This is a genomic window from Streptomyces viridochromogenes DSM 40736 (assembly GCF_000158955.1).
GTDB lineage: Bacteria > Actinomycetota > Actinomycetes > Streptomycetales > Streptomycetaceae > Streptomyces > Streptomyces venetus.
Genome location: NZ_GG657757.1, coordinates 6,327,036 through 6,346,165, shown reverse-complemented (window position 1 = coordinate 6,346,165; position 19,130 = coordinate 6,327,036). Strand labels below are relative to the sequence as shown.

Sequence of the window (19,130 nt, the reverse complement as noted above, 5' to 3'; positions counted from 1 at the left end):
GATGCCGATGGCCGGTGACGCACCGACCCCGGGCCGGCTCCCCTGGTGGCGACGGTTCGGCCCCTTCGGCAGCAAGGAGGCGCCCTGGGCGGGCGACCGCCCGGCGCTGCGCCGCGCCTTCGACCGCGTCCTGTCCTGGCTGACCGCCGCGATCGTCCTGACCCTGCTGATCGTCCTGGCGTTCAACATCCCCAAGGGCGTCCAGGCCACCCGCGACCACTTCGCCAAGCGCGCCCCGGTCTCCCCGGACCGCTACACGTCCTCCCGCCACTACCCCGGCCACAAGCCGGACCTGGCGTTCGACAAGCTCAACGACACCTGGTGGGGCCCGGGCGTGGCCGAGTCGGGCCAGGGCCAGTGGATAGAGGCCCGCTTCGACCAGCCGGCCCGCCTGCTGGACCTGATCATCACGCCGGGCATCTCCACCCGCGCCGAGGACCTGCGCAAGTCGGCGCTCCCGCACCGTGTCACGGCCACCATCACGGGCGCCGACGGCAAGACGACCACTCGTCAGCTCACCCTCGACCAGGGCGCCGGCCCGCAGCGCCGTGCCTTCCGCGTGGGCGAGGTGTCCGCCGTCCGCTTCACCATCGACTCGGCCTACGGCACCTCGGCGAAGAAGCAGGTGTCCATCGCCGAGATCGAGTTCTTCGGCCCGTCGAGCGCGAACAGCGGCTGAGCGCATCCCCGGAACAACACCGCGGCCCCGGACGGAGACCGACCGTCCGGGGCCGCGAGCAGTCCGCGCGGGCGCTTACGCGTCCAGCGACGTCATCACGTGCTTGATCCGCGTGTAGTCGTCGAAGCCGTAGCCCGAGAGGTCCTTGCCGTAGCCGGACTTCTTGAAGCCGCCGTGCGGCATCTCGGCGACCAGGGGGATGTGCGTGTTGATCCAGACACAGCCGAAGTCGAGCTTCTTGGACATCCGCATGGCCCGGCCGTGGTCCTTGGTCCACACGGAGGACGCGAGGGCGTACTCGACGCCGTTGGCCCACTCCACCGCCTGGTCCTCGTCCGTGAAGGACTGCACGGTGATGACCGGGCCGAAGACCTCCTTCTGGATGATCTCGTCGTCCTGCTTCAGACCCGAGACGACGGTCGGCGCGTAGAAGTAGCCCTTGTCGCCGACCCGCTTGCCGCCGGTCTCCACGCGCGCGTGCGCGGGCAGGCTGTTGATGAAGCCCTCGACCTGCGCGAGCTGGTTGGGGTTGTTGAGGGGCCCGAACAGCACGTCCTCGTCGTCCGGCTGCCCCGTCTTCGTCTCGGACGCGGCCTTCGCCAGCGCGGAGACGAACTCGTCGTGGATGGACTCGTGGACGAGCACGCGCGTGGCGGCCGTACAGTCCTGCCCGGCGTTGAAGTAGCCCGCGACGGAGATGTCCTCGACGGCCTTGGCGATGTCGGTGTCCTCGAAGACCACGACCGGCGCCTTGCCGCCGAGCTCCAGGTGGACACGCTTGACGTCCTTGGCGGCGGACTCGGCGACCTGGATGCCGGCCCGCACGGAGCCGGTGATGGAGGCCATCGCCGGGGTGTCGTGCTCGACCATCAGACGGCCGGTCTCGCGGTCGCCGCAGATGACGTTGAAGACGCCCTTGGGGACGATCGAGCCGATGATCTCTGCGATGAGGACCGTCGAGGCCGGGGTGGTGTCGGACGGCTTCAGCACGACGGTGTTGCCCGCCGCGAGCGCCGGGGCGAACTTCCACACGGCCATCATCATCGGGTAGTTCCACGGCGCGACCTGCGCGCAGACGCCGACCGGCTCACGGCGGACGATGGAGGTCAGGCCCTCCATGTACTCGCCGGCCGAACGGCCTTCCAGCATCCGCGCGGCGCCCGCGAAGAAGCGGATCTGGTCCACCATCGGCGGGATCTCCTCGGAGCGGGTCAGCCCGATGGGCTTGCCCGTGTTCTCCACCTCGGCCGCGATCAGCTCCTCGGCGCGCTCCTCGAAGGCGTCCGCGATCTTCAGCAGGGCCTTCTGACGCTCGGCGGGCGTGGTGTCGCGCCAGCCGGGAAAGGCCTCGGCGGCCGCCGCCATCGCGGCGTCCACGTCCGCCTGCCCGGACAGCGGAGCGGTCGCGTACGCCTCACCCGTCGCGGGATTGACCACCTCGGTGGTCCGTCCGTCGGCGGCGTCCCGGAACTCACCGCCGATGTAGTTGCGCAGACGACGAAGCTCGGTGCTCACTGCCGGCCCTCCAGTTCGGATGTCCAGTACTTGAGACACCCACCCTAGTCGGCGGGACCACGTTTTCAACACCCCCTCCCCCGTCGTACATGCGGAATCCGCAGTTGCAGGGGATGCAAACAACGGATTTCATCGATCACACCTTGCGGAAGTATCGAGACCTCGTGCACAGTGACCCCGTGGCCAGTCGAAGCGCAGACCAGAGGGACTCCCGCGAGTCCAGGAACGGCGGTCCCCAGCTGGACGCCGTCTCCCTCGCCATCATCGAACAGCTCCAGGAGGACGGCCGCCGGCCGTACGCCGCGATCGGCAAGGCCGTCGGCCTCTCCGAGGCGGCCGTGCGCCAGCGCGTCCAGAAGCTGCTCGACCAGGGCGTGATGCAGATCGTCGCCGTCACGGACCCGCTCACCGTGGGCTTCCGCAGACAGGCGATGGTCGGCGTCAACGTCGAGGGCGACGTGGAGTCGGTGGCGGACGCTCTGACGGCCATGTCCGAATGCGAGTACGTGGTGATGACCGCAGGCTCCTTCGACCTGATGGTGGAGATCGTCTGCGAGGACGACGACCACCTCCTGGACGTCATCAACAAACGCATCCGGGCCGTCCCCGGAGTGCGCTCCACCGAGAGCTTCGTCTACCTGAAGCTCAAGAAGCAGACCTACATGTGGGGAACCCGATAACCGTGAGGACCCGATAGCCGTGAGCAAGGACCTCTCCCAGACCGCGTACGACCACCTGTGGATGCACTTCACACGCATGTCGTCGTACGAGAAGGCCCCCGTCCCCACCATCGTCCGGGGCGAGGGCACGTACATCTACGACGACCAGGGCAAGCGCTACCTCGACGGTCTCGCCGGCCTGTTCGTGGTGCAGGCCGGTCACGGCCGGGTCGAGCTCGCCGAGACCGCCTTCAAGCAGGCGCAGGAGCTGGCGTTCTTCCCGGTGTGGTCCTACGCCCACCCCAAGGCCGTCGAGCTGGCCGAGCGCCTCGCGCACCACGCCCCGGGCGACCTGAACAAGGTCTTCTTCACCACCGGCGGCGGCGAGGCCGTCGAGACCGCCTGGAAGCTCGCCAAGCAGTACTTCAAGCTGGTCGGCAAGCCCGCCAAGCACAAGGTCATCTCCCGCGCGGTCGCCTACCACGGCACCCCCCAGGGCGCCCTGTCGATCACCGGCCTGCCGGGCCTGAAGGCCCCCTTCGAGCCGCTGGTCCCGGGCGCGCACAAGGTCCCGAACACCAACATCTACCGCGCCCCGCTCTTCGGTGACGACCCCGAGGCCTTCGGCCGCTGGGCCGCCGACCAGATCGAGCAGCAGATCCTCTTCGAGGGCCCGGACACCGTCGCCGCGGTCTTCCTGGAGCCGGTGCAGAACGCCGGCGGCTGCTTCCCGCCCCCGCCCGGCTACTTCCAGCGGGTCCGCGAGATCTGCGACCGGCACGACGTGCTGCTCGTCTCCGACGAGGTCATCTGCGCCTTCGGCCGGCTGGGCACGATCTTCGCCTGCGACAAGTTCGACTACGTCCCGGACATGATCACCTGCGCGAAGGGCATGACCTCGGGCTACTCCCCGATCGGCGCGTGCATCGTCTCCGACCGCCTCGCCGAGCCGTTCTACAAGGGCGACAACACCTTCCTGCACGGCTACACCTTCGGCGGCCACCCGGTCTCCGCGGCCGTGGGTCTCGCCAACCTCGACCTGTTCGAGCGCGAGAACCTCACCCAGCACGTCCTGGACAACGAGGGCGCGTTCCGCTCCACGCTGGAGAAGCTCCACGACCTGCCGATCGTCGGCGACGTCCGCGGCAACGGCTTCTTCTACGGCATCGAGCTGGTCAAGGACAAGACGACCAAGGAGTCCTTCGACGCGGACGAGACCGAGCGGATCCTGTACGGCTTCCTCTCCAAGAAGCTGTACGAGAACGGCCTGTACTGCCGTGCCGACGACCGCGGCGACCCGGTCGTCCAGCTCGCCCCGCCGCTGATCTCCGACCAGTCGACGTTCGACGAGATCGAGCAGATCCTGCGCGCCACGCTCTCGGAGGCGTGGACGAAGCTCTGACCGCCGTCGCTCCGATCGTCTGCATGGATGATCAACACCAGCCCCGGTGCCGCCCGTTCGAGTGAGAAACGGCGGCCCGGGGCCGCGTGCTGTCCGGCGTCCCGCCGCCTTCTGCCTAGCGTGCCAAGTGACTGATCGGCCCTGCCTTCGTTCCCCCGGACGGGGGAATACACGGGAACTACGGATCTGAACCGAGGTGTACGCACATGGAGGCCCCGCCGGACAACGACGTGCTCTGGGCACGCGCGCTGCACTTCCAGCACGAGGACGGCTCCCCCGCGCTCAGCGGTGTCTCGCTCGGCGTCCGGGAGGCCGAGATCCTCGCCGTCAGCGGCGCGCGCGGCAGCGGCAAGACGACCCTGCTGCGGTGCCTCTGCGGCCTGCTGCCCGTCCGGCGGGGCGAGGTCTGGTTCAACAGCGTGCCCGTGCACACCATGGGCCCCCTCACCCGGGAGCGCCTGCGCCGCGACCGCTTCGGCTGGATCGACCCGGCCCCCACGCTGGTCCCGGAGCTCAACGCCTGGGAGAACACCGCCCTGCCGCTGATGCTGCGCGGCACCAGCCGGCGCCGTGCCAAGAAGGCGGCCCTGGAGTGGCTGGAGCGCCTGGACATCGGCGAGAGCGCCCGCAAGCGACCGCACCAGCTGGTGCAGGCCGAGCGGCAGCGCGTGTGCATCGCCCGCGCCCTCGCCCCCGCCCCGTCGGTCCTGTTCGCCGACGAGCCGACGGCACCCCTGCACCGCGCCGACCGCGCCCACGTGCTGCGCACCCTCACCACGGCGGCCCGTTCCCACGGCATCACGGTCGTCCTGGCCACCCACGACCCGGAGACCGCGGCGCTCGCCGACCGCACGCTGTCCCTGATCGACGGGCGGTGCGTCCAGACGGTGCACCTGCCCCCGGTCCCCGAGACCGCCGAGCCGAAAGGCCGGGCGGCGTGCTCGCTCTCCGTCTGACCCGCGACGCCCACCCCGCCGTCCAACTGCGCCGTCTCCTGGTCACGGCCGCCTCGGCGGGCACGGCGTTCCTGCTGCTCTGCGCCCTGGGCTACGCCATGGGCCACCCCGGCTCCCCGGGCAGCGGCCTGCTGCGCCTGGCCTGGTGCGCCCCTCCGCTGGCCGCCACGGTGTACTTCGCGGTCGCGGTGGCCCGCACCGACCCCGGCACCAAACCCCGCCCCGGCCTCTCCGCGATCGGCCTGGGCCCGCTGCGCCTGATGGCCGTCTCGGCGACGACGACGGCCCTGTCCGGCACGCTGGGCTCGATGCTCGCCCTGCTGTTCTTCCTGCATCTGCGCGGCGACCTGACGGGCATGCCCTTCGACGGCGCCGCCGCCGACTACCTCGCCGCGGGCCGGCCGCTGCCCCTGCCCGGGGCCCTGACCCTGCTCGCGGTCGTGCCCCTGGGCGCGTCGATCGCGGTCGCCCTGACGCTGCGGCCGAGGGAGGCGGGTCCGGCCCCGGCCCCCTCGGGCCCGACGTACGGCCGCTTCGGGGCGTACCGGCGCACCAGCGCGCCCGAGACGTTCGGGACGTACGGCCGCTTCGGACGGCAGATCGTCCGGCCGACGGACAACGGCGGCGGCGAGCCGGCCGGGCCGGCCGGGTCCGAGGGGACGAACGGCGCGCCCGCGTCGGCCCGGACGGGTGAGACCGTCCCGGCGACGGCCACGGCCGTGCGGAGCGCCGGGGCCGCGGTGAGCGTGGCCGACGAGCCCGCCACGCACCGGGAGGCCCCGGACGCCGTGGCACCGGACACCACCGCCCCTCCCGCCGTTTCGGACGCGGCCCTGCTCGACGCCCCCACCGCCGCCCCCTCCGGTCTCCCCTGGGGCATCGCCGTCGTGACCGCGGGTCTCGCGGTGGAGACCTACACGAGCCGCACCGCGCCCACGCCCCCCGACCTCACCTTCTCCGGCGCGGCCCCCGGCGTCCTGCTGGGCTGGGCGCTGGCCGCCGTGGGCCTGGCCCTGGCCGGTCCGGGCCTGACCCACCTGTGCGGGCGGCTTCTCCAGGCGGCCCGCCCCGGCGCCCTCCGCCTGCTGGCCGGCCGGGTCCTCATGGCGGAGGCCACCCGGCTCGGCCGCCCCCTGGGCGTGGTCTGCGCGGTGCTGGCGGCCGCGTACGCCATGGCGTCGCTGCACGGCCGGGACGGACTGTCGCTCGGTCCGCTCACCACCCTCGGCGTGGTCCTCGTGACCGGCTGCACCGTGGCGACACTCCTCACGGCCGCCGTCGAGGCCCGGCAGACGCGCACCGACACCACCGCCGCCCTGGTGCGGCTCGGCGCCCCCGCGACGATGCTGCGCGGCGCCGCCCTCCTGCGCGCGGGCGCGCTGCTCGCCCTGTTCGGTCCGCTCACCCTGACGGTCGCCGAACTGGCGGCGCTGCCCCTGGCGCACTGAGCACCCGTACGAAAAAAGTCCCCGGACGGCGATGAGTTCCGCGCCGGGCCCCGGTCTGTACCCGCGTAACGACACGGACCCGTTGGGAGAGACCTCACATGTACCAGCAGATGATCTTCGTGAACCTGTGCGTCACCGACCTCGACGCCTCCAGGAAGTTCTTCACCGAGCTCGGCTACGCGATCAACGAGCAGTTCAGCGACGCCACCACCGCCTCCGTCGTGATCAGCGAGACCATCGTGGTGATGGTGCACACCGGTGAGAAGTACGCCCAGTTCACGAAGAAGGAGATCGCGGACTCGAAGAGGACCAGCGAGGTGCTGATCGCGCTGAGCGCCGAGAGCCGGGAGAAGGTCGACGAGCTGGTCGAGAAGGCGGTCGCGGCGGGCGGCTCCGTCAGCGGCGAGACCCAGGACCACGGTTTCATGTACGGCCGTGCCTTCGACGACCCGGACGGCCACACCTTCGAGGTCGTGTGGATGGACCCGTCGGCCGTCGAGGGCTGAGGACACCGCGCTCAGAAGGGCCCCTAGCATGGGCGGGTGCAGACGATGCCCGCCCACGCGGCCCACCATGACGACCGTGAGATAGAAACGCTCGAGGAGTTCGACGCGACCGTCTCGGCGCGCGGGACGCTCGCCGGTCACCGCGTGCAGGCCGTCGACCTGACGGACCGTACGCGCGAACTGCTCGGCACGGACACGACGGGCGCGGTCTTCCTCGGCTGCGCGATGCGCGAGGAGGCCGCCGCGAAGGTCCGCGCGGAGGGCGCCCTGGTCTTCCCGCCGGTCCCGGACCTGCCCTTCGACCCGTACCGCGGCCTGGTCTACTCCCCGGACGAACTCTTCACGTCACTGGCCGACGGCTACGAGGCCACACCCGACGCCCGCGCGTACGCCTGGTTCCAGCGGACCAAGGCGGACGGGGACATCTACGCGTCCATGCTGCGCGCGGTCCACGACGACTCCGTCTCGGACGCGCTCGACGAACTCCTCACCGGCGCCCGGGTCGTGGGCGTGATGGGCGGCCACGCGATGGCCCGCGGCACCGAGGAGTACGCGGGGGCCGCACGGCTCGGCCGGGAGCTGGCCCGCGCCGGATTCACCGTCGCGACCGGCGGCGGCCCGGGCGCGATGGAGGCGGCGAACCTCGGCGCGTACGCAGCCCCGTTCGGCGACGAGATGCTCACCGAGTCGCTCGAACTGCTCGCCAAGGCGCCGCACTTCACGCCGTCGATCACCCAGTGGGCGTCCGCCGCCTTCGAGATCCGCGCCCGCTGGCCGCAGGGCGGCCGCTCCGTCGGCATCCCGACCTGGTTCTACGGCCACGAGCCGCCGAACGCGTTCGCCTCGCACATCGCCAAGTACTTCGCCAACGCCACCCGTGAGGACGGCCTGCTGGCCCGGTCCACCGCGGGCGTGGTGTTCCTGCCGGGCGCCGCCGGGACCGTGCAGGAGATCTTCGACAACGCGACGCCGAACTACTACGAGTCGCGCGGCGAGCCGACGCCGATGGTGCTGGTCGACCGGACGCACTGGACGGAGAGGCTGCCGGCCTGGCCGCTGCTCCGGTCGCTGGCCAGGGAGCGCTCGATGGAGGCGCGGATCGCGCTGGTGGAGCGGATCGAGGAGGCGCCGGAGGCGTTGAAACGTCTCGGCGGTTAATAAGAAGGCAAAGCAAGTGCTTGCAAGCTGCATATGCGTTGACACTACTTATGCAGCGCTTATAGACCTGTGAGCCTCCCGGTAGTGCTGATGCTCAGTCAACACTGCCTCAGCCCCCCGCATTTCACATCCTGTAAAGGACAAACGTGGCAGTTCTGTCCGTATCCCACCGCGCACGTGCCGTGCGCATCCTCGGTGTCGTCTCCGCCTCGGCCGCGCTCGCGCTCGGTGCCTCCGGCACCGCGCTCGCCTGCAACATCAGCGAGTTCTCGGCCGAGGCGAAGTGCGATGGCGACAAGGGCGTCATCACCGTCACCGACGTGGACCCCGCCGGTGTCCCGGCAACGGTCACCGTGTACCTGGAGAACAACGGCGCCGACGTGAAGAAGGTCGGCGAGCAGGTGGTCAAGGGCTCCCGCGAGGGCACCACCATCACCTTCACCGAGAACTGGAAGCCGAGCGCGGAGTACCGCATCCACGTGAAGGCCACTCCGTACGTCGACGAGGACATCAAGGAGAACCTCGTCACCCCGGCCACGGCCTGCAAGAAGGCGGAGGAGCCCCCGGCTTCGACTCCCCCGGCCTCGACTCCCCCGGCCACGCCGACCCCGTCGGCCTCCGCCTCGAAGCCCGCCGAGGAGACGGACACCCCGGCTCCGGAGCCTTCGGAGAGCGAGAGCACCACGCCGGCGGGCAACGCGCCCGGCCCGGCCGGTGACTCCAACCTCGCCGAGACCGGCGCCAACTCCAACACCGGGATCATCGCCGGTGTCGCGGCGGCCCTGGTCGTCGTCGGTGGCGGTGCGGTGTTCTTCGGCATGCGCCGTCGCGGGGCGAACAGCGACAGCTGACGCCTGCGGCACACCATGACGTGGCCCGTCCCCTGTCACAGGGGCCGGGCCACGTCCCGTCTCGTCCGCACGTCCCCGGACGCGGGGCGGTCAGCCCAGCACCGCGATCTCGGCCGCGTCGAACTCCACCCCGACCTCGTCCCCGACATCCGGGGCCACCCGCAGCGCGCACGCCGCCTCCAGACGCGGCGCGTCCTTCGGCTGGAGGTGGACGGAGACATGGGTGCCCTTGAAGGTGCGGGCGGTCACCGTGCAGCGCAGGCCCGCGTCGGCGGGCACCAGGCGTACGCCGGTAGGCCGGACGAGGAGGGTCCGGCCGCCCTGCGGGGCGCCCTCCGGCACCGGCACCTTGCCCCACGGCGTGTCCGCGGCCTCCGCCCCGACCGTCGCCTCGACGACGTTCTCGAAGCCGAGGAACCGGGCCACGAACGCGTCGGCGGGCCGCTGCCACACCTCAAGGGGCGTGCCGGACTGGGCGATCCGTCCGTCGCGCATCACCACGACCCGGTCGGCCAGCGCGAAGGCCTCCCCCTGGTCGTGCGTGACGGCCAGCACGGTCGTGCCCAACCGGCCAAAAAGTTCCTTCAGTTCGACGACCAGCCGCTCCCTGAGCGAGCGGTCGAGCTGGCCCAGCGGCTCGTCCAGCATCAGCAGCCTCGGGCTCGGCGCGAGGGCCCGGGCCAGCGCCACCCGCTGCTGCTCCCCGCCGGACAGCGCCGCGACGGCCCGGCGGTCCGCGCCCGGCAGCCCGACCAGCTCCAGCAACTCCTCTACTCGCTCAGCCTGTTGCCGCTTGTGCGCCCCGTGCATCCGCAACCCGAAGGCGACGTTGCCGCCGACGTCCCGCTGCGGGAACAGCTGGTGGTCCTGGAACATCAGCCCGACGCCCCGCCGGTGCGCGGGCATGCCCGCCTGGTCGCGTCCGTCGAGCACCACGCGCCCGGAGTCCAGTGGCTGCAGCCCGGCCACCGCCCGCAGCAGGGTCGACTTGCCGCTGCCGCTGGGCCCGAGCACGCACACGATCTCGTGCTCGGCGACCTCCAGGTCGACGGCGTCCAGCACGGCCCGCCCGCCGAAACGGACCGTCGCGCCCTCCAGGCTCAGCAGCATCTAGAACTCCCCGGTCCGGTCCGTCCGCAGCTTCTCCAGCACGAGCAGCGCCACGGCGCACACCACCATCAGAATCGTCGAGAGGGCCATCGCCTGGCCGTAGTTCAGCTCACCGGGCCGGCCCAGCAGCCGCGCCACGGCCACCGGCAGCGTCGGCCGGTCCGGCCGCGCGATGAACACCGTCGCCCCGAACTCGCCGAGCGAGACCGCGAAGGCGAACCCGGCCGCGACCAGCAGCGCCCGCCGCACCATCGGCAGGTCCACCTCCCGCCACACCCGCCAAGGCGAGGCCCCCAGCACCGCGGCCGCCTCCCGCAACCGCACGTCCACCGCCCGCAGCACGGGCAGCATGGTCCGCACGACGAACGGCACCCCGACCAGCGCCTGCGCGAGCGGCACCAGGATCCACGACGACCTCAGGTCCAGCGGTGGCTCGTCGAGGGCGATCAGGAACCCGAAGCCGACGGTCACCGCGGACACCCCGAGCGGCAGCATCAGCAGCGCGTCGAAGCCGCGCACGAACCGCCCGGCGTCCCGGCGGGTGAGCGCGACAGCGGCGAGAGCGCCGATCACCACGGCGATGAGGGTGGCGGCGACGGCGTAGGACAGGGAGTTGCCGATCGCCTCGATGGGCGGGACCAGGAACACTCCCCCGTCGTTCCTGGTCAACGCCCGGTAGTAGCCGAAGCCGGCCGCGCCCACGGACCGCTGCACCAGCACGGCGAGCGGCAGCAGAAGCAGCACGAGGACGGTGACCAGCGCCCCGCCCAGCAGCGCCCACTGCCCGGCGCCGCGCGGGCGGCGTGCGGTCACGGAGGCATCCACCAGCCGCAGCGCGGTCTCCCGCCGCCGTACGGTCCAGGCGTGCAGGGCGAGGATCGCGCCCACCGCGACGAACTGGATCAGCGTCAGGACGGCCGCCGTGGACAGGTCGAAGATCTCCGACGTCTGCCGGTAGATCTCCACCTCCAGGGTGGAGAAGGTGGGCCCGCCGAGGATCTGCACGACACCGAAGGAGGTGAAGGTGAACAGGAAGACCATGAGCGCGGCGGCGGCCACGGCGGGAGCCAGCGCCGGGAGCGTGACCCGCCGCCAGGCCTTCAGGGGCGAGGTGCCGAGCATCCGCGCGGCCTCCTCCTGCCGCGGGTCGAGCTGCGCCCAGAGTCCGCCGACGGTCCGTACGACGACCGCGTAGTTGAAGAAGACGTGCGCGAGCAGGATCGCCCACACGGTGGTGTCCAGCCGCACGCCCCACAGCTCGTCGAGCAGCCCGCCCCGCCCGACCAGTGCCAGGAACGCCGTGCCGACGACGACCGTCGGCAGCACGAACGGCACGGTCACGACGGCCCGCAGGACCTGCTTGCCCGGGAAGTCCAGGCGCGCGAAGACGTAGGCGCCGGGAAGTGCGACGAGCAGGGTGAGCGCGGTCGAGACGAGCGCCTGCCAGGTGGTGAACCACAGGACGTGCCGGACGTCGGACTGCGCGAGCACCTCGCCGATCCGCCCGAGCCGCCAGGCCCCGTCGGCCTTCAGACCGCGCGCGACGATCGCGGCGACGGGGTAGGCGAAGAAGACCGCGAAGAACGCGACGGGCACGGCGAGGAGACCGAGCCGCGCGGCGTTCCCGCGTGTCCTGCGTGCTACTTCAGTACGAGTGAGGTCCACGACTTGACCCACTGGTCACGGTTGTCGGCGATCTTCGCCGGGTCCATGGTCTCGGGATCCTTCGCCTGCGGCCCGTACTTCACGAACTCCGGCGGCACCTGGGCGCCCTCGCGCACGGGGTAGACGAACATGTTGAGCGGCATGTCCTCCTGGAACCTCTTGGTGAGCAGGAAGTCGAGGAGCGCCTTGCCGCCCTTGGTGTTCTTCGCGTTGCTGAGCAGCCCGGCGTACTCGACCTGCCGGAAGCAGGTGCCCTCGGCGACGCCGGTCGGCGCGGTGCTCGGCTTCGGGTCCGCGAAGACGACCTCGGCGGGCGGCGAGGAGGCGTACGACACGACGAGCGGCCGGTCGCCCTTGGCCTTCTTCCCGCCGGCCGAGCCGGAGAACTCCTCGTTGTAGGCCTGCTCCCAGCCGTCGACGACCTTCACACCGTTGGCCTTGAGCTTCTTCCAGTAGCCCTCCCAGCCCCCGTCGCCGTACTTCGCGGCGGTGCCGAGCAGGAAGCCGAGGCCGGGCGAGGAGGCGGAGGCGTTCTCGGTCACGAGCAGGTTCTTGTACTGCGGCTTAACCAGGTCGTCGAGGCTCCGCGGCGGGTCCAGCTCGTGATCGGCGAAGTACTTCTTGTCGTAGTTGACGCAGATGTCGCCGGTGTCGACGGGCGTGACCCGGTGCTTGTCCTGGTCGACGCGGTACTCGGCCTTGACCTGGTCGGAGCCCTTCGCCTCGTACGGCTGGAAGAGCCCGTTGTCGAGGGCGCGGGACAGCAGGGTGTTGTCGACGCCGAAGAAGACGTCGCCCTGCGGGTTGTCCTTGGTCAGGATCGCCTTGTTCACGGCCTGCCCGGCGTCGCCGTCCTTCAGGACGTTCACCTTGTAGCCGGACTGCTTCTCGAAGGCCGCGATGACGTCCTTGGACACGGCCCACGAGTCGTGGCTGACGAGGGTCACGGTCTTGGAGTCGCCGGATCCCTGGGAGCCGCCGGACGACCCGCAGGCGGCGAGCGTGCCGGCCATGCCGAGTCCGACGACCACCGCCGTCAGCCGCTTTTTCTTGTTGCTCACTGGATTCCTCCTGGAGGACCAGGAGAAGACGCGGCCCTGCCCGGGACTTCAAGGGGTCCCGGGCAGGGCGCAACAGCTCGAGTGGTGACCGATCTCCCTACCCAGAATGACCTGGGCCAGGTTCGGAGGGTCTGCGGCCGTGTGCCGCACTCTCAGCGCTGTGGCGCTCCCCTGTCGGAATATGCAGGTGTCGGATATGCAGATGTTCTTACGCCGGTCAGACTACCGTTCGGTGGCCGCGAGCTGACCACACGCCCCGTCGATCTCCTGACCCCGGGTGTCCCGGATCGTCACCGGCACACCATGCGCGGCGATGGCCTCCACGAACGCCTTCTCGTCCTCGGGCCGCGAGGCGGTCCACTTGGAGCCAGGCGTCGGGTTCAGCGGGATCAGGTTCACGTGCACGGGCCTGCCCTTGAGCATCCGGCCGAGCCGGTCACCGCGCCAGGCCTGGTCGTTGATGTCCCGGATCAGCGCGTACTCGATGGACAGCCGCCGCCCGGACTTGGCGCTGTACTCGAAACCGGCGTCCAGCACCTCGCGCACCTTCCACCGCGTGTTCACGGGGACGAGGGTGTCGCGCAGCTCGTCGTCGGGGGCGTGCAGCGAGATGGCCAGCCGGCACTTGAAGCCCTCGTCGGCGAACCGGTGGATGGCCGGGACGAGCCCCACCGTCGAGACGGTGATCCCGCGCTGCGAGAGCCCCACTCCGTCGGGCTCGGGGTCGGTCAGCCGCCGGATGGACCCGATGACCCGGTTGTAGTTGGCGAGCGGCTCGCCCATGCCCATGAACACGATGTTGCTGAGCCGCGCCGGACCACCGGGGACCTCACCGTCCCGCAGCGCCCGCATGCCGTCCACGATCTGGTGCACGATCTCGGCGGTGGACAGGTTCCGGTCCAGCCCCGCCTGCCCGGTCGCACAGAACGGGCAGTTCATCCCGCACCCGGCCTGCGAGCTGATGCACATGGTCACCCGGTCCGGGTACCGCATCAGCACCGACTCGACGAGCGTCCCGTCGAAGAGCCGCCACAGCGTCTTGCGCGTGGTGCCCTGGTCGGTCGACAGATGCCGCACGACCGTCATCAGCTCCGGCAGCAAGGCCTCCTGGAGCCGGCCGCGGGCACCGGCCGGGATGTCGGTCCACTGCTCCGGATCGTGCGCGTACCGCGCGAAGTAGTGCTGCGAGAGCTGCTTGGCACGAAACGGCTTCTCCCCGACCGCGGCAACGGCCTCCTTGCGCTCGGCAGGAGTGAGATCGGCGAGATGCCGCGGCGGCTTCTTGGCTCCGCGGGGGGCGACGAATGTGAGTTCTCCGGGCTTAGGCATGGCTCAACCAGTGTGGCAGATCCATTCGGGTGCCCCGGGGCCGGTGCGGTCCGCCCCTCAGCCCGGACTAAAATCGAATGTGTGAACGATTCTCCGCCGTCCCGTCTGGACCTGCTGCTCTTCGCGCGCCGTGTCGTGGTGCAGCAGGCGAGGGCCGCGCTGGCCCAGCTGGACCGGTGGATCACCGATGAGCAGCGCCGGGAGGCGGAGCACCGACGCGGTGAGGACAGGCGTCCGCCCCCGCCCGAGTGGCTGATCGAGCGGGGGCTGGACAAGAGGAACCTGGTCGCCGTGCACACCGGCGACTGCTGGAAGGTGACGAAGAGCGGCAGGTGCGTCGGCGCCTCACGGGCCCAGGCACTCGACGCCCTTCGTCAGCAGGTACCGGCGTGCACGTACTGCCGCCCTGACACGGCACTCGGTTTCCTGGAGTAGAACGCCGGAACCGGCGCCTACTCGCCCGTGTGCTCCAGATGATCCTTGAGGAGCTGCTCGTTGCGCGGCAGTTCCTTGCGGACCTGGGGGCGTACGACGAGCGGCACCAGCATCTTGCCGACGCCGTGGCCCTCGAAGTCGACGTCGATCGTCACACGGGAGCGCCGGCCGTCGTCGAAGGGCTCGACCTCGCCGTGCACCCGGGCCCGGACCGGACCGTCGACACCGCGCATGGCCCAGCTGTGCGGCGGGTCGTACTCGGTGACCTCCATGGTCATCGGCATGACGCGGCGGCCTACGTGCCGGGTGACGCGGACCCGGTTGCCGACGCCGACGGGGCCCTCGTCGAGGCGCTCGGCGGAGACGGCGCTCAGCTGCCACTCCGGCATGTGCCGGGCGTCCATGACGTAGTCGTAGACGTCCTCGGGACGGCGGTCGACATCGATGGTCTCTCGGATGATGGACATGATGACCCCCTTTGCGAGGTACATCTGAATCGTCCCACTTCACTCCCCGGCGCGTCTCCCCGAGACGTCTCCCCTGGACGACAAAGAGCTCCCGCCCGGCCGGACGGGAGCTCGTTGACGAAGCAGGCAGGTTCAGCCGGACCCGACGAAGAGCACGAGGAGCAGCCAGACCACCGGAGCCGTCGGCAGCAACGAGTCCAGCCGGTCCATGATGCCGCCGTGCCCCGGCAGCAGGGTGCCCATGTCCTTGATGCCGAGGTCCCTCTTGATCATGGACTCGCCGAGGTCGCCGAGCGTGGCGCTGACCGCGACCGCGAGGCCGAGCAGCAGGCCCTGCCACCAGGCGCCGTCGTCGATCAGGAACTCCATGCACAGCGCGCCCGCGACCATGGCGAAGGTGACCGCGCCGACCAGGCCCTCGCGGGTCTTGCCGGGGCTGATGCGCGGGGCGAGCTTCGTCCTGCCGAAACGCCATCCGACGGCGTAGGCGCCGGTGTCGCTGACGACCGTCAGGAGCAGGAAGGTGAGCACCCGCTGCGGCCCGTCGTCCGCCGTCAGCATCATCGCCACGAACGTCGCCAGGAACGGCACGTAGAACGCCGCGAAGACGCCCGCCGTGACGTCTCTGAGGTAGTTCTCGGGCGGTTCCGTCATCCGCCACACGAGCACGGCCAGGGCCGTGAGCGCCATGGCGACCCAGGCGCCCTCGGCGCCCCGGACGTACCCCGCGACGACCATGGCGGCACCGCCGAGCGCGAGCGGCACGAGGGGTGCCCGGATGCCCTTGCGTTCGTCGAGCCGCTTGGTCAGCTCCCACAGACCCACCACGACGGCGACCGCGACGACGCCGACGAACACGGCCTTGACGATGAACAGCGACGCGACGATCACCGCGCCGAGCCCGACGCCGACCCCTATCGCGGCGCTGAGATCGCGCCCCGCGCTCTTCTTCTGCGGCTTGGGGGCCGGCTGTGCGGCGTCGGGCATGGGCTCCGGATTCGTCTCGTGTCGGACCGGGGCGCCGCTCAGCCGACCCACGCCCCGGTCGTCATCCTGGTGACCGCCGAACTCGGCTACGTCGGGCACGATGGGCATGGGGCGAGTCTGAGGCGCTTCATGCGCATCGTATGCGGGACCCGCCTGAGCGGCTCCCTGGACGTACGCCTGGCCAGGGCTGTGGACATGCCCGTGGCCGGGCCCTTGGTCGGTGGGCCCCCAGTACCCGGCCTGTGGCGGCGCCCCCCAGGAAGAGTCGTTCATCAGACCTCGAGCAGCTCCGCTTCCTTGTGCTTCAGGAGCTCGTCCACCTGCGTGACGTACTTCGCGGTGGTGTCGTCGAGCTCCTTCTCCGCACGGCGGCCCTCGTCCTCGCCGACCTCGCCGTCCTTGATCAGCTTGTCGATGGCTTCCTTGGCCTTGCGGCGCACGGAGCGGATCGAGATCTTCGCGTCCTCGCCCTTGCCCTTGGCGACCTTGATGTACTCGCGGCGGCGTTCCTCGGTCAGCTCGGGGAACACCACACGGATGATGTTGCCGTCGTTGCTCGGGTTGACGCCCAGGTCGGAGTCGCGGATCGCCTGTTCGATGTTGCGCAGCGCGCTCTTGTCGAAGGGGGTCACCACGGCCATGCGCGGCTCGGGCACCGAGAACGAGGCCAGCTGGTTGATCGGGGTCGGCGCACCGTAGTAGTCGGCCACGATCTTGTTGAACATCGCCGGGTGCGCACGCCCGGTGCGGATCGCGGCGAAGTCCTCCTTGGCGACCACGACGGCCTTCTCCATCTTCTCCTCGGCCTCGAGGAGGGTCTCTTCGATCACCACTTGCTCCTGCGTGTCTTGAGTAGGCCCGGCTGCGGTTCCATGTGGGGCGGCGGCCGGCTGCGTCGCGTCTTCTTCCTGCACGGTTCCCGACCGGCGGGACATTGTCCATCCCCCGGCCCGGCTCCGTCCCGTCCGTCCCCCGGACGGGGTTGTTCTCGGGGACTCAGTCCCGGCTGCCGGGGTCCCCCACCAGCGTGCCGATCTTCTCACCCTTGACGGCACGCGCGATGTTGCCCTCCGCCAGCAGCTCGAAGACCACGATCGGGAGCTTGTTGTCGCGGCACAGCGTCACGGCGGTGGCGTCGGCGACCTTCAGGTCGCGCGTGATGACCTCGCCGTAGCCGAGGTGGTCGAACTTCACCGCGTCCGGGTTGGTCTTCGGGTCGGAGTCGTAGACCCCGTCCACGCCGTTCTTGCCCATCAGCAGCGCCTCGGCGTCGATCTCCAGGGCGCGCTGCGCGGCGGTGGTGTCGGTGGAGAAGTACGGCATGCCCATCCCGGCGCCGAAGATCACCACACGGCCCTTCTCCAGGTGCCGCACGGCCCGCAGCGGGATGTACGGCTCGGCGACCTGGCCCATGGTGATGGCGGTCTGCACCCGGCAGTCCACGCCGACCTTCTCCAGGAAGTCCTGCAGGGCGAGGCAGTTCATGACGGTGCCGAGCATGCCCATGTAGTCGGAGCGGGCCCGGTCCATGCCGCGCTGCTGGAGTTCGGCACCGCGGAAGAAGTTGCCGCCGCCGATGACGACCGCGATCTGCGCGCCGTCGCGCACGACGGCCGCGATCTCACGGGCGATCTTGTGCACCACGTCGGGGTCGACGCCCAGGCCCCCACCGCCGGAGAAAGCCTCTCCGGACAGCTTCAGCAGAAACCGGCCGCGCACTTTGCCGTCGTCGCTCTTCTGGGCCTTGGTGGTCATGGGGGATCCCGCCTCTTTCACGTGTTGCACATACGAAGAAGGCCATTGCCGGTGGGGCGTGGTTCGCATCCCATACGGCAATGGCCTCCTCGTCAGATCTGCTGTCGTCCGCCACCCATGTGACGGCGTACACGGACGACTGCTGCCGACCCTATCGGGGTCGGGCGTCGATCGCGGTACGGACTCAGATGCCGACCTTGATGCGCGCGAAGCGCTTCAGGGTGACACCGGCCTCGTCCAGGACCTTCTGGACGGACTTCTTGTTGTCGAGCGCGTAGGGCTGGCCGAGCAGCGTGGCGTCCTTGAAGAAGCCGTTGAGGCGACCCTCGACGATCTTCGGCAGGGCGGCCTCGGGCTTGCCCTCGGCGCGGGTGGTCTCCTCGGCGACGCGGCGCTCGGACTCGACGACCTCGGCCGGGACGTCCTCCTTGGAGAGGTACTTCGGCGCGAAGGCGGCGATGTGCTGGGCGACGCCCTTGGCGATCTCCGCGTTCGGCTTGTCCAGCTCGACGAGGACACCGATCTGCGGGGGCAGGTCGGGCATCGTGCGGTGCATGTACGCCGTCACGTAGCCGTCGCCGAACTGCGCGAAGCGGTCCAGGACGATCTTCTCGCCGAGGTTGGCGTTGGCCTCGTCCACGAACGCCTGGACGGTCTTGCCGGCCTCGATCTCGGAGGCGAGCAGGGCCTCGATGTCGGCGGGGGCGGTCTTGGCGACGTGCTCGGCGATGGTGTTGGCCACCGCCTGGAACTTGTCACCCTTGGCGACGAAGTCCGTCTCGCACTTCAGCTCGACGATGACACCGGAGGAGTTGTCGTCGGCGATGATCGAGACGACGGCACCGTTCTCGGCGGAGCGGCCCTCGCGCTTGGCGACGCCCTTCTGGCCCTTGATGCGGAGCGCCTCGACGGCCTTCTCGACGTTGCCCTCGGCCTCGTCCAGCGCCTTCTTGCAGTCCATCATGCCGGCGCCCGTGAGCTCACGGAGCTTCTTGACGTCGGCGGCGGTGTAGTTCGCCATGAGTCTGTGAATCTCTCTCGAAGTCTGGAAGATCGAAGATCTGCGGATGCGCTCCATGGAGCCGGGGGGCGCTGTCCATCCGCTGACCTACGGGTGAACGGCGGGAGCGGACTTCATGTCGCGCGC

19 protein-coding genes and 1 riboswitch are annotated in these 19,130 nt (G+C 70.4%); of the genes, 9 read left to right on the top strand and 10 right to left on the bottom strand.

What is annotated here, in order from left to right; genetic code table 11:
• Positions 1 to 679: NADase-type glycan-binding domain-containing protein (locus SSQG_RS28135; protein ID WP_003993294.1), on the top strand; the 679-nt coding region annotated here is incomplete at its 5' end.
• Positions 680 to 754: 75 nt separating this feature from the next.
• Here SSQG_RS28135 and SSQG_RS28130 read toward each other — a convergent pair.
• On the bottom strand, positions 755 to 2,194 hold the full coding sequence (locus tag SSQG_RS28130) for a gamma-aminobutyraldehyde dehydrogenase (RefSeq protein ID WP_003993293.1): 1,440 nt from the start codon (positions 2,192 to 2,194) through the stop codon (positions 755 to 757).
• 164 nt (positions 2,195 to 2,358) lie between these two features.
• Between SSQG_RS28130 and SSQG_RS28125 the strand changes: the two genes are divergently transcribed.
• The 7 genes from SSQG_RS28125 (at position 2,359) to SSQG_RS28095 (ending at position 9,174) form a co-directional block, all read left to right on the top strand.
• A complete protein-coding gene (locus tag SSQG_RS28125; RefSeq protein WP_039933764.1) occupies positions 2,359 to 2,874 on the top strand; it encodes an Lrp/AsnC family transcriptional regulator in 516 nt (171 codons plus the stop codon).
• Between the two features lie 13 nt (positions 2,875 to 2,887).
• Complete coding sequence (locus tag SSQG_RS28120) at positions 2,888 to 4,255, top strand: aspartate aminotransferase family protein (protein WP_039933763.1); 1,368 nt, start codon at positions 2,888 to 2,890, stop codon at positions 4,253 to 4,255.
• 206 nt (positions 4,256 to 4,461) lie between these two features.
• On the top strand, positions 4,462 to 5,211 hold the full coding sequence (locus SSQG_RS28115; protein WP_003993290.1) for an ABC transporter ATP-binding protein: 750 nt from the start codon (positions 4,462 to 4,464) through the stop codon (positions 5,209 to 5,211).
• Complete coding sequence (locus SSQG_RS28110; protein WP_003993289.1) at positions 5,193 to 6,659, top strand: hypothetical protein; 1,467 nt, start codon at positions 5,193 to 5,195, stop codon at positions 6,657 to 6,659. The genes SSQG_RS28115 and SSQG_RS28110 overlap by 19 nt, the downstream gene beginning before the upstream one ends.
• Before the next feature lie 98 nt (positions 6,660 to 6,757).
• Entirely contained in the window at positions 6,758 to 7,165 is a 408-nt protein-coding gene (locus SSQG_RS28105) for a VOC family protein (protein WP_003993288.1), read from the top strand.
• Positions 7,166 to 7,201: 36 nt separating this feature from the next.
• Positions 7,202 to 8,323, top strand: coding sequence for an LOG family protein (locus SSQG_RS28100; RefSeq protein WP_003993287.1), 1,122 nt, complete (start codon positions 7,202 to 7,204; stop codon positions 8,321 to 8,323).
• Positions 8,324 to 8,469: 146 nt separating this feature from the next.
• Complete coding sequence (locus SSQG_RS28095) at positions 8,470 to 9,174, top strand: LAETG motif-containing sortase-dependent surface protein (RefSeq protein WP_052310352.1); 705 nt, start codon at positions 8,470 to 8,472, stop codon at positions 9,172 to 9,174.
• Between the two features lie 90 nt (positions 9,175 to 9,264).
• Here the strand turns inward: SSQG_RS28095 and SSQG_RS28090 are convergent, their stop codons facing one another.
• The 4 genes from SSQG_RS28090 to rlmN all read right to left on the bottom strand — a co-directional run bounded on the left by SSQG_RS28090 (position 9,265) and on the right by rlmN (position 14,339).
• A complete protein-coding gene (locus tag SSQG_RS28090) occupies positions 9,265 to 10,284 on the bottom strand; it encodes an ABC transporter ATP-binding protein (protein ID WP_003993285.1) in 1,020 nt (339 codons plus the stop codon).
• A complete protein-coding gene (locus SSQG_RS28085) occupies positions 10,285 to 11,949 on the bottom strand; it encodes an ABC transporter permease (protein ID WP_078506932.1) in 1,665 nt (554 codons plus the stop codon).
• Positions 11,925 to 12,962 carry a thiamine ABC transporter substrate-binding protein gene (locus tag SSQG_RS28080; protein WP_052310483.1) on the bottom strand — a complete coding sequence of 346 codons (1,038 nt, stop codon included), beginning with the start codon at positions 12,960 to 12,962 and terminating at the stop codon, positions 11,925 to 11,927. Before SSQG_RS28080 ends, SSQG_RS28085 begins: the two co-directional genes overlap by 25 nt.
• Before the next feature lie 124 nt (positions 12,963 to 13,086).
• A riboswitch (TPP riboswitch) is annotated at positions 13,087 to 13,193 on the bottom strand.
• 39 nt (positions 13,194 to 13,232) lie between these two features.
• Entirely contained in the window at positions 13,233 to 14,339 is a 1,107-nt protein-coding gene (gene rlmN, locus SSQG_RS28075; protein ID WP_003993282.1) for a 23S rRNA (adenine(2503)-C(2))-methyltransferase RlmN, read from the bottom strand.
• A gap of 81 nt (positions 14,340 to 14,420) precedes the next feature.
• On the opposite strand from rlmN, the gene SSQG_RS28070 reads away from it, so the two are divergent.
• A complete protein-coding gene (locus SSQG_RS28070) occupies positions 14,421 to 14,774 on the top strand; it encodes a DUF6233 domain-containing protein (protein ID WP_003993281.1) in 354 nt (117 codons plus the stop codon).
• Between the two features lie 17 nt (positions 14,775 to 14,791).
• Here the strand turns inward: SSQG_RS28070 and SSQG_RS28065 are convergent, their stop codons facing one another.
• The 5 genes from SSQG_RS28065 to tsf all read right to left on the bottom strand — a co-directional run bounded on the left by SSQG_RS28065 (position 14,792) and on the right by tsf (position 19,004).
• Complete coding sequence (locus tag SSQG_RS28065) at positions 14,792 to 15,241, bottom strand: SRPBCC family protein (RefSeq protein WP_003993280.1); 450 nt, start codon at positions 15,239 to 15,241, stop codon at positions 14,792 to 14,794.
• Positions 15,242 to 15,373: 132 nt separating this feature from the next.
• Entirely contained in the window at positions 15,374 to 16,501 is a 1,128-nt protein-coding gene (locus SSQG_RS28060) for a phosphatidate cytidylyltransferase (protein WP_003993279.1), read from the bottom strand.
• Positions 16,501 to 17,058, bottom strand: coding sequence for a ribosome recycling factor (frr, locus tag SSQG_RS28055; protein ID WP_003993278.1), 558 nt, complete (start codon positions 17,056 to 17,058; stop codon positions 16,501 to 16,503). Before frr ends, SSQG_RS28060 begins: the two co-directional genes overlap by 1 nt.
• A gap of 166 nt (positions 17,059 to 17,224) precedes the next feature.
• On the bottom strand, positions 17,225 to 17,983 hold the full coding sequence (gene pyrH / locus SSQG_RS28050) for a UMP kinase (protein WP_003993277.1): 759 nt from the start codon (positions 17,981 to 17,983) through the stop codon (positions 17,225 to 17,227).
• A gap of 184 nt (positions 17,984 to 18,167) precedes the next feature.
• Entirely contained in the window at positions 18,168 to 19,004 is an 837-nt protein-coding gene (tsf, locus tag SSQG_RS28045) for a translation elongation factor Ts (RefSeq protein WP_003993276.1), read from the bottom strand.
• Positions 19,005 to 19,130: the final 126 nt, after the last annotated feature.

What these genes read in the sequence shown, in the direction of transcription:
- SSQG_RS28115 (WP_003993290.1), top strand. Translation starts at nt 4,462, where the DNA reads ATGGAGGCCCCGCCGGACAACGACGTGCTCTGGGCACGCGCGCTGCAC.
- SSQG_RS28105 (WP_003993288.1), top strand. Translation starts at nt 6,758, where the DNA reads ATGTACCAGCAGATGATCTTCGTGAACCTGTGCGTCACCGACCTCGAC.
- SSQG_RS28090 (WP_003993285.1), bottom strand. Translation starts at nt 10,284, where the DNA reads ATGCTGCTGAGCCTGGAGGGCGCGACGGTCCGTTTCGGCGGGCGGGCC.
- SSQG_RS28080 (WP_052310483.1), bottom strand. Translation starts at nt 12,962, where the DNA reads ATGGCCGGCACGCTCGCCGCCTGCGGGTCGTCCGGCGGCTCCCAGGGA.
- rlmN (WP_003993282.1), bottom strand. Translation starts at nt 14,339, where the DNA reads ATGCCTAAGCCCGGAGAACTCACATTCGTCGCCCCCCGCGGAGCCAAG.
- SSQG_RS28065 (WP_003993280.1), bottom strand. Translation starts at nt 15,241, where the DNA reads ATGTCCATCATCCGAGAGACCATCGATGTCGACCGCCGTCCCGAGGAC.
- SSQG_RS28060 (WP_003993279.1), bottom strand. Translation starts at nt 16,501, where the DNA reads ATGAACGACTCTTCCTGGGGGGCGCCGCCACAGGCCGGGTACTGGGGG.
- pyrH (WP_003993277.1), bottom strand. Translation starts at nt 17,983, where the DNA reads ATGACCACCAAGGCCCAGAAGAGCGACGACGGCAAAGTGCGCGGCCGG.
- tsf (WP_003993276.1), bottom strand. Translation starts at nt 19,004, where the DNA reads ATGGCGAACTACACCGCCGCCGACGTCAAGAAGCTCCGTGAGCTCACG.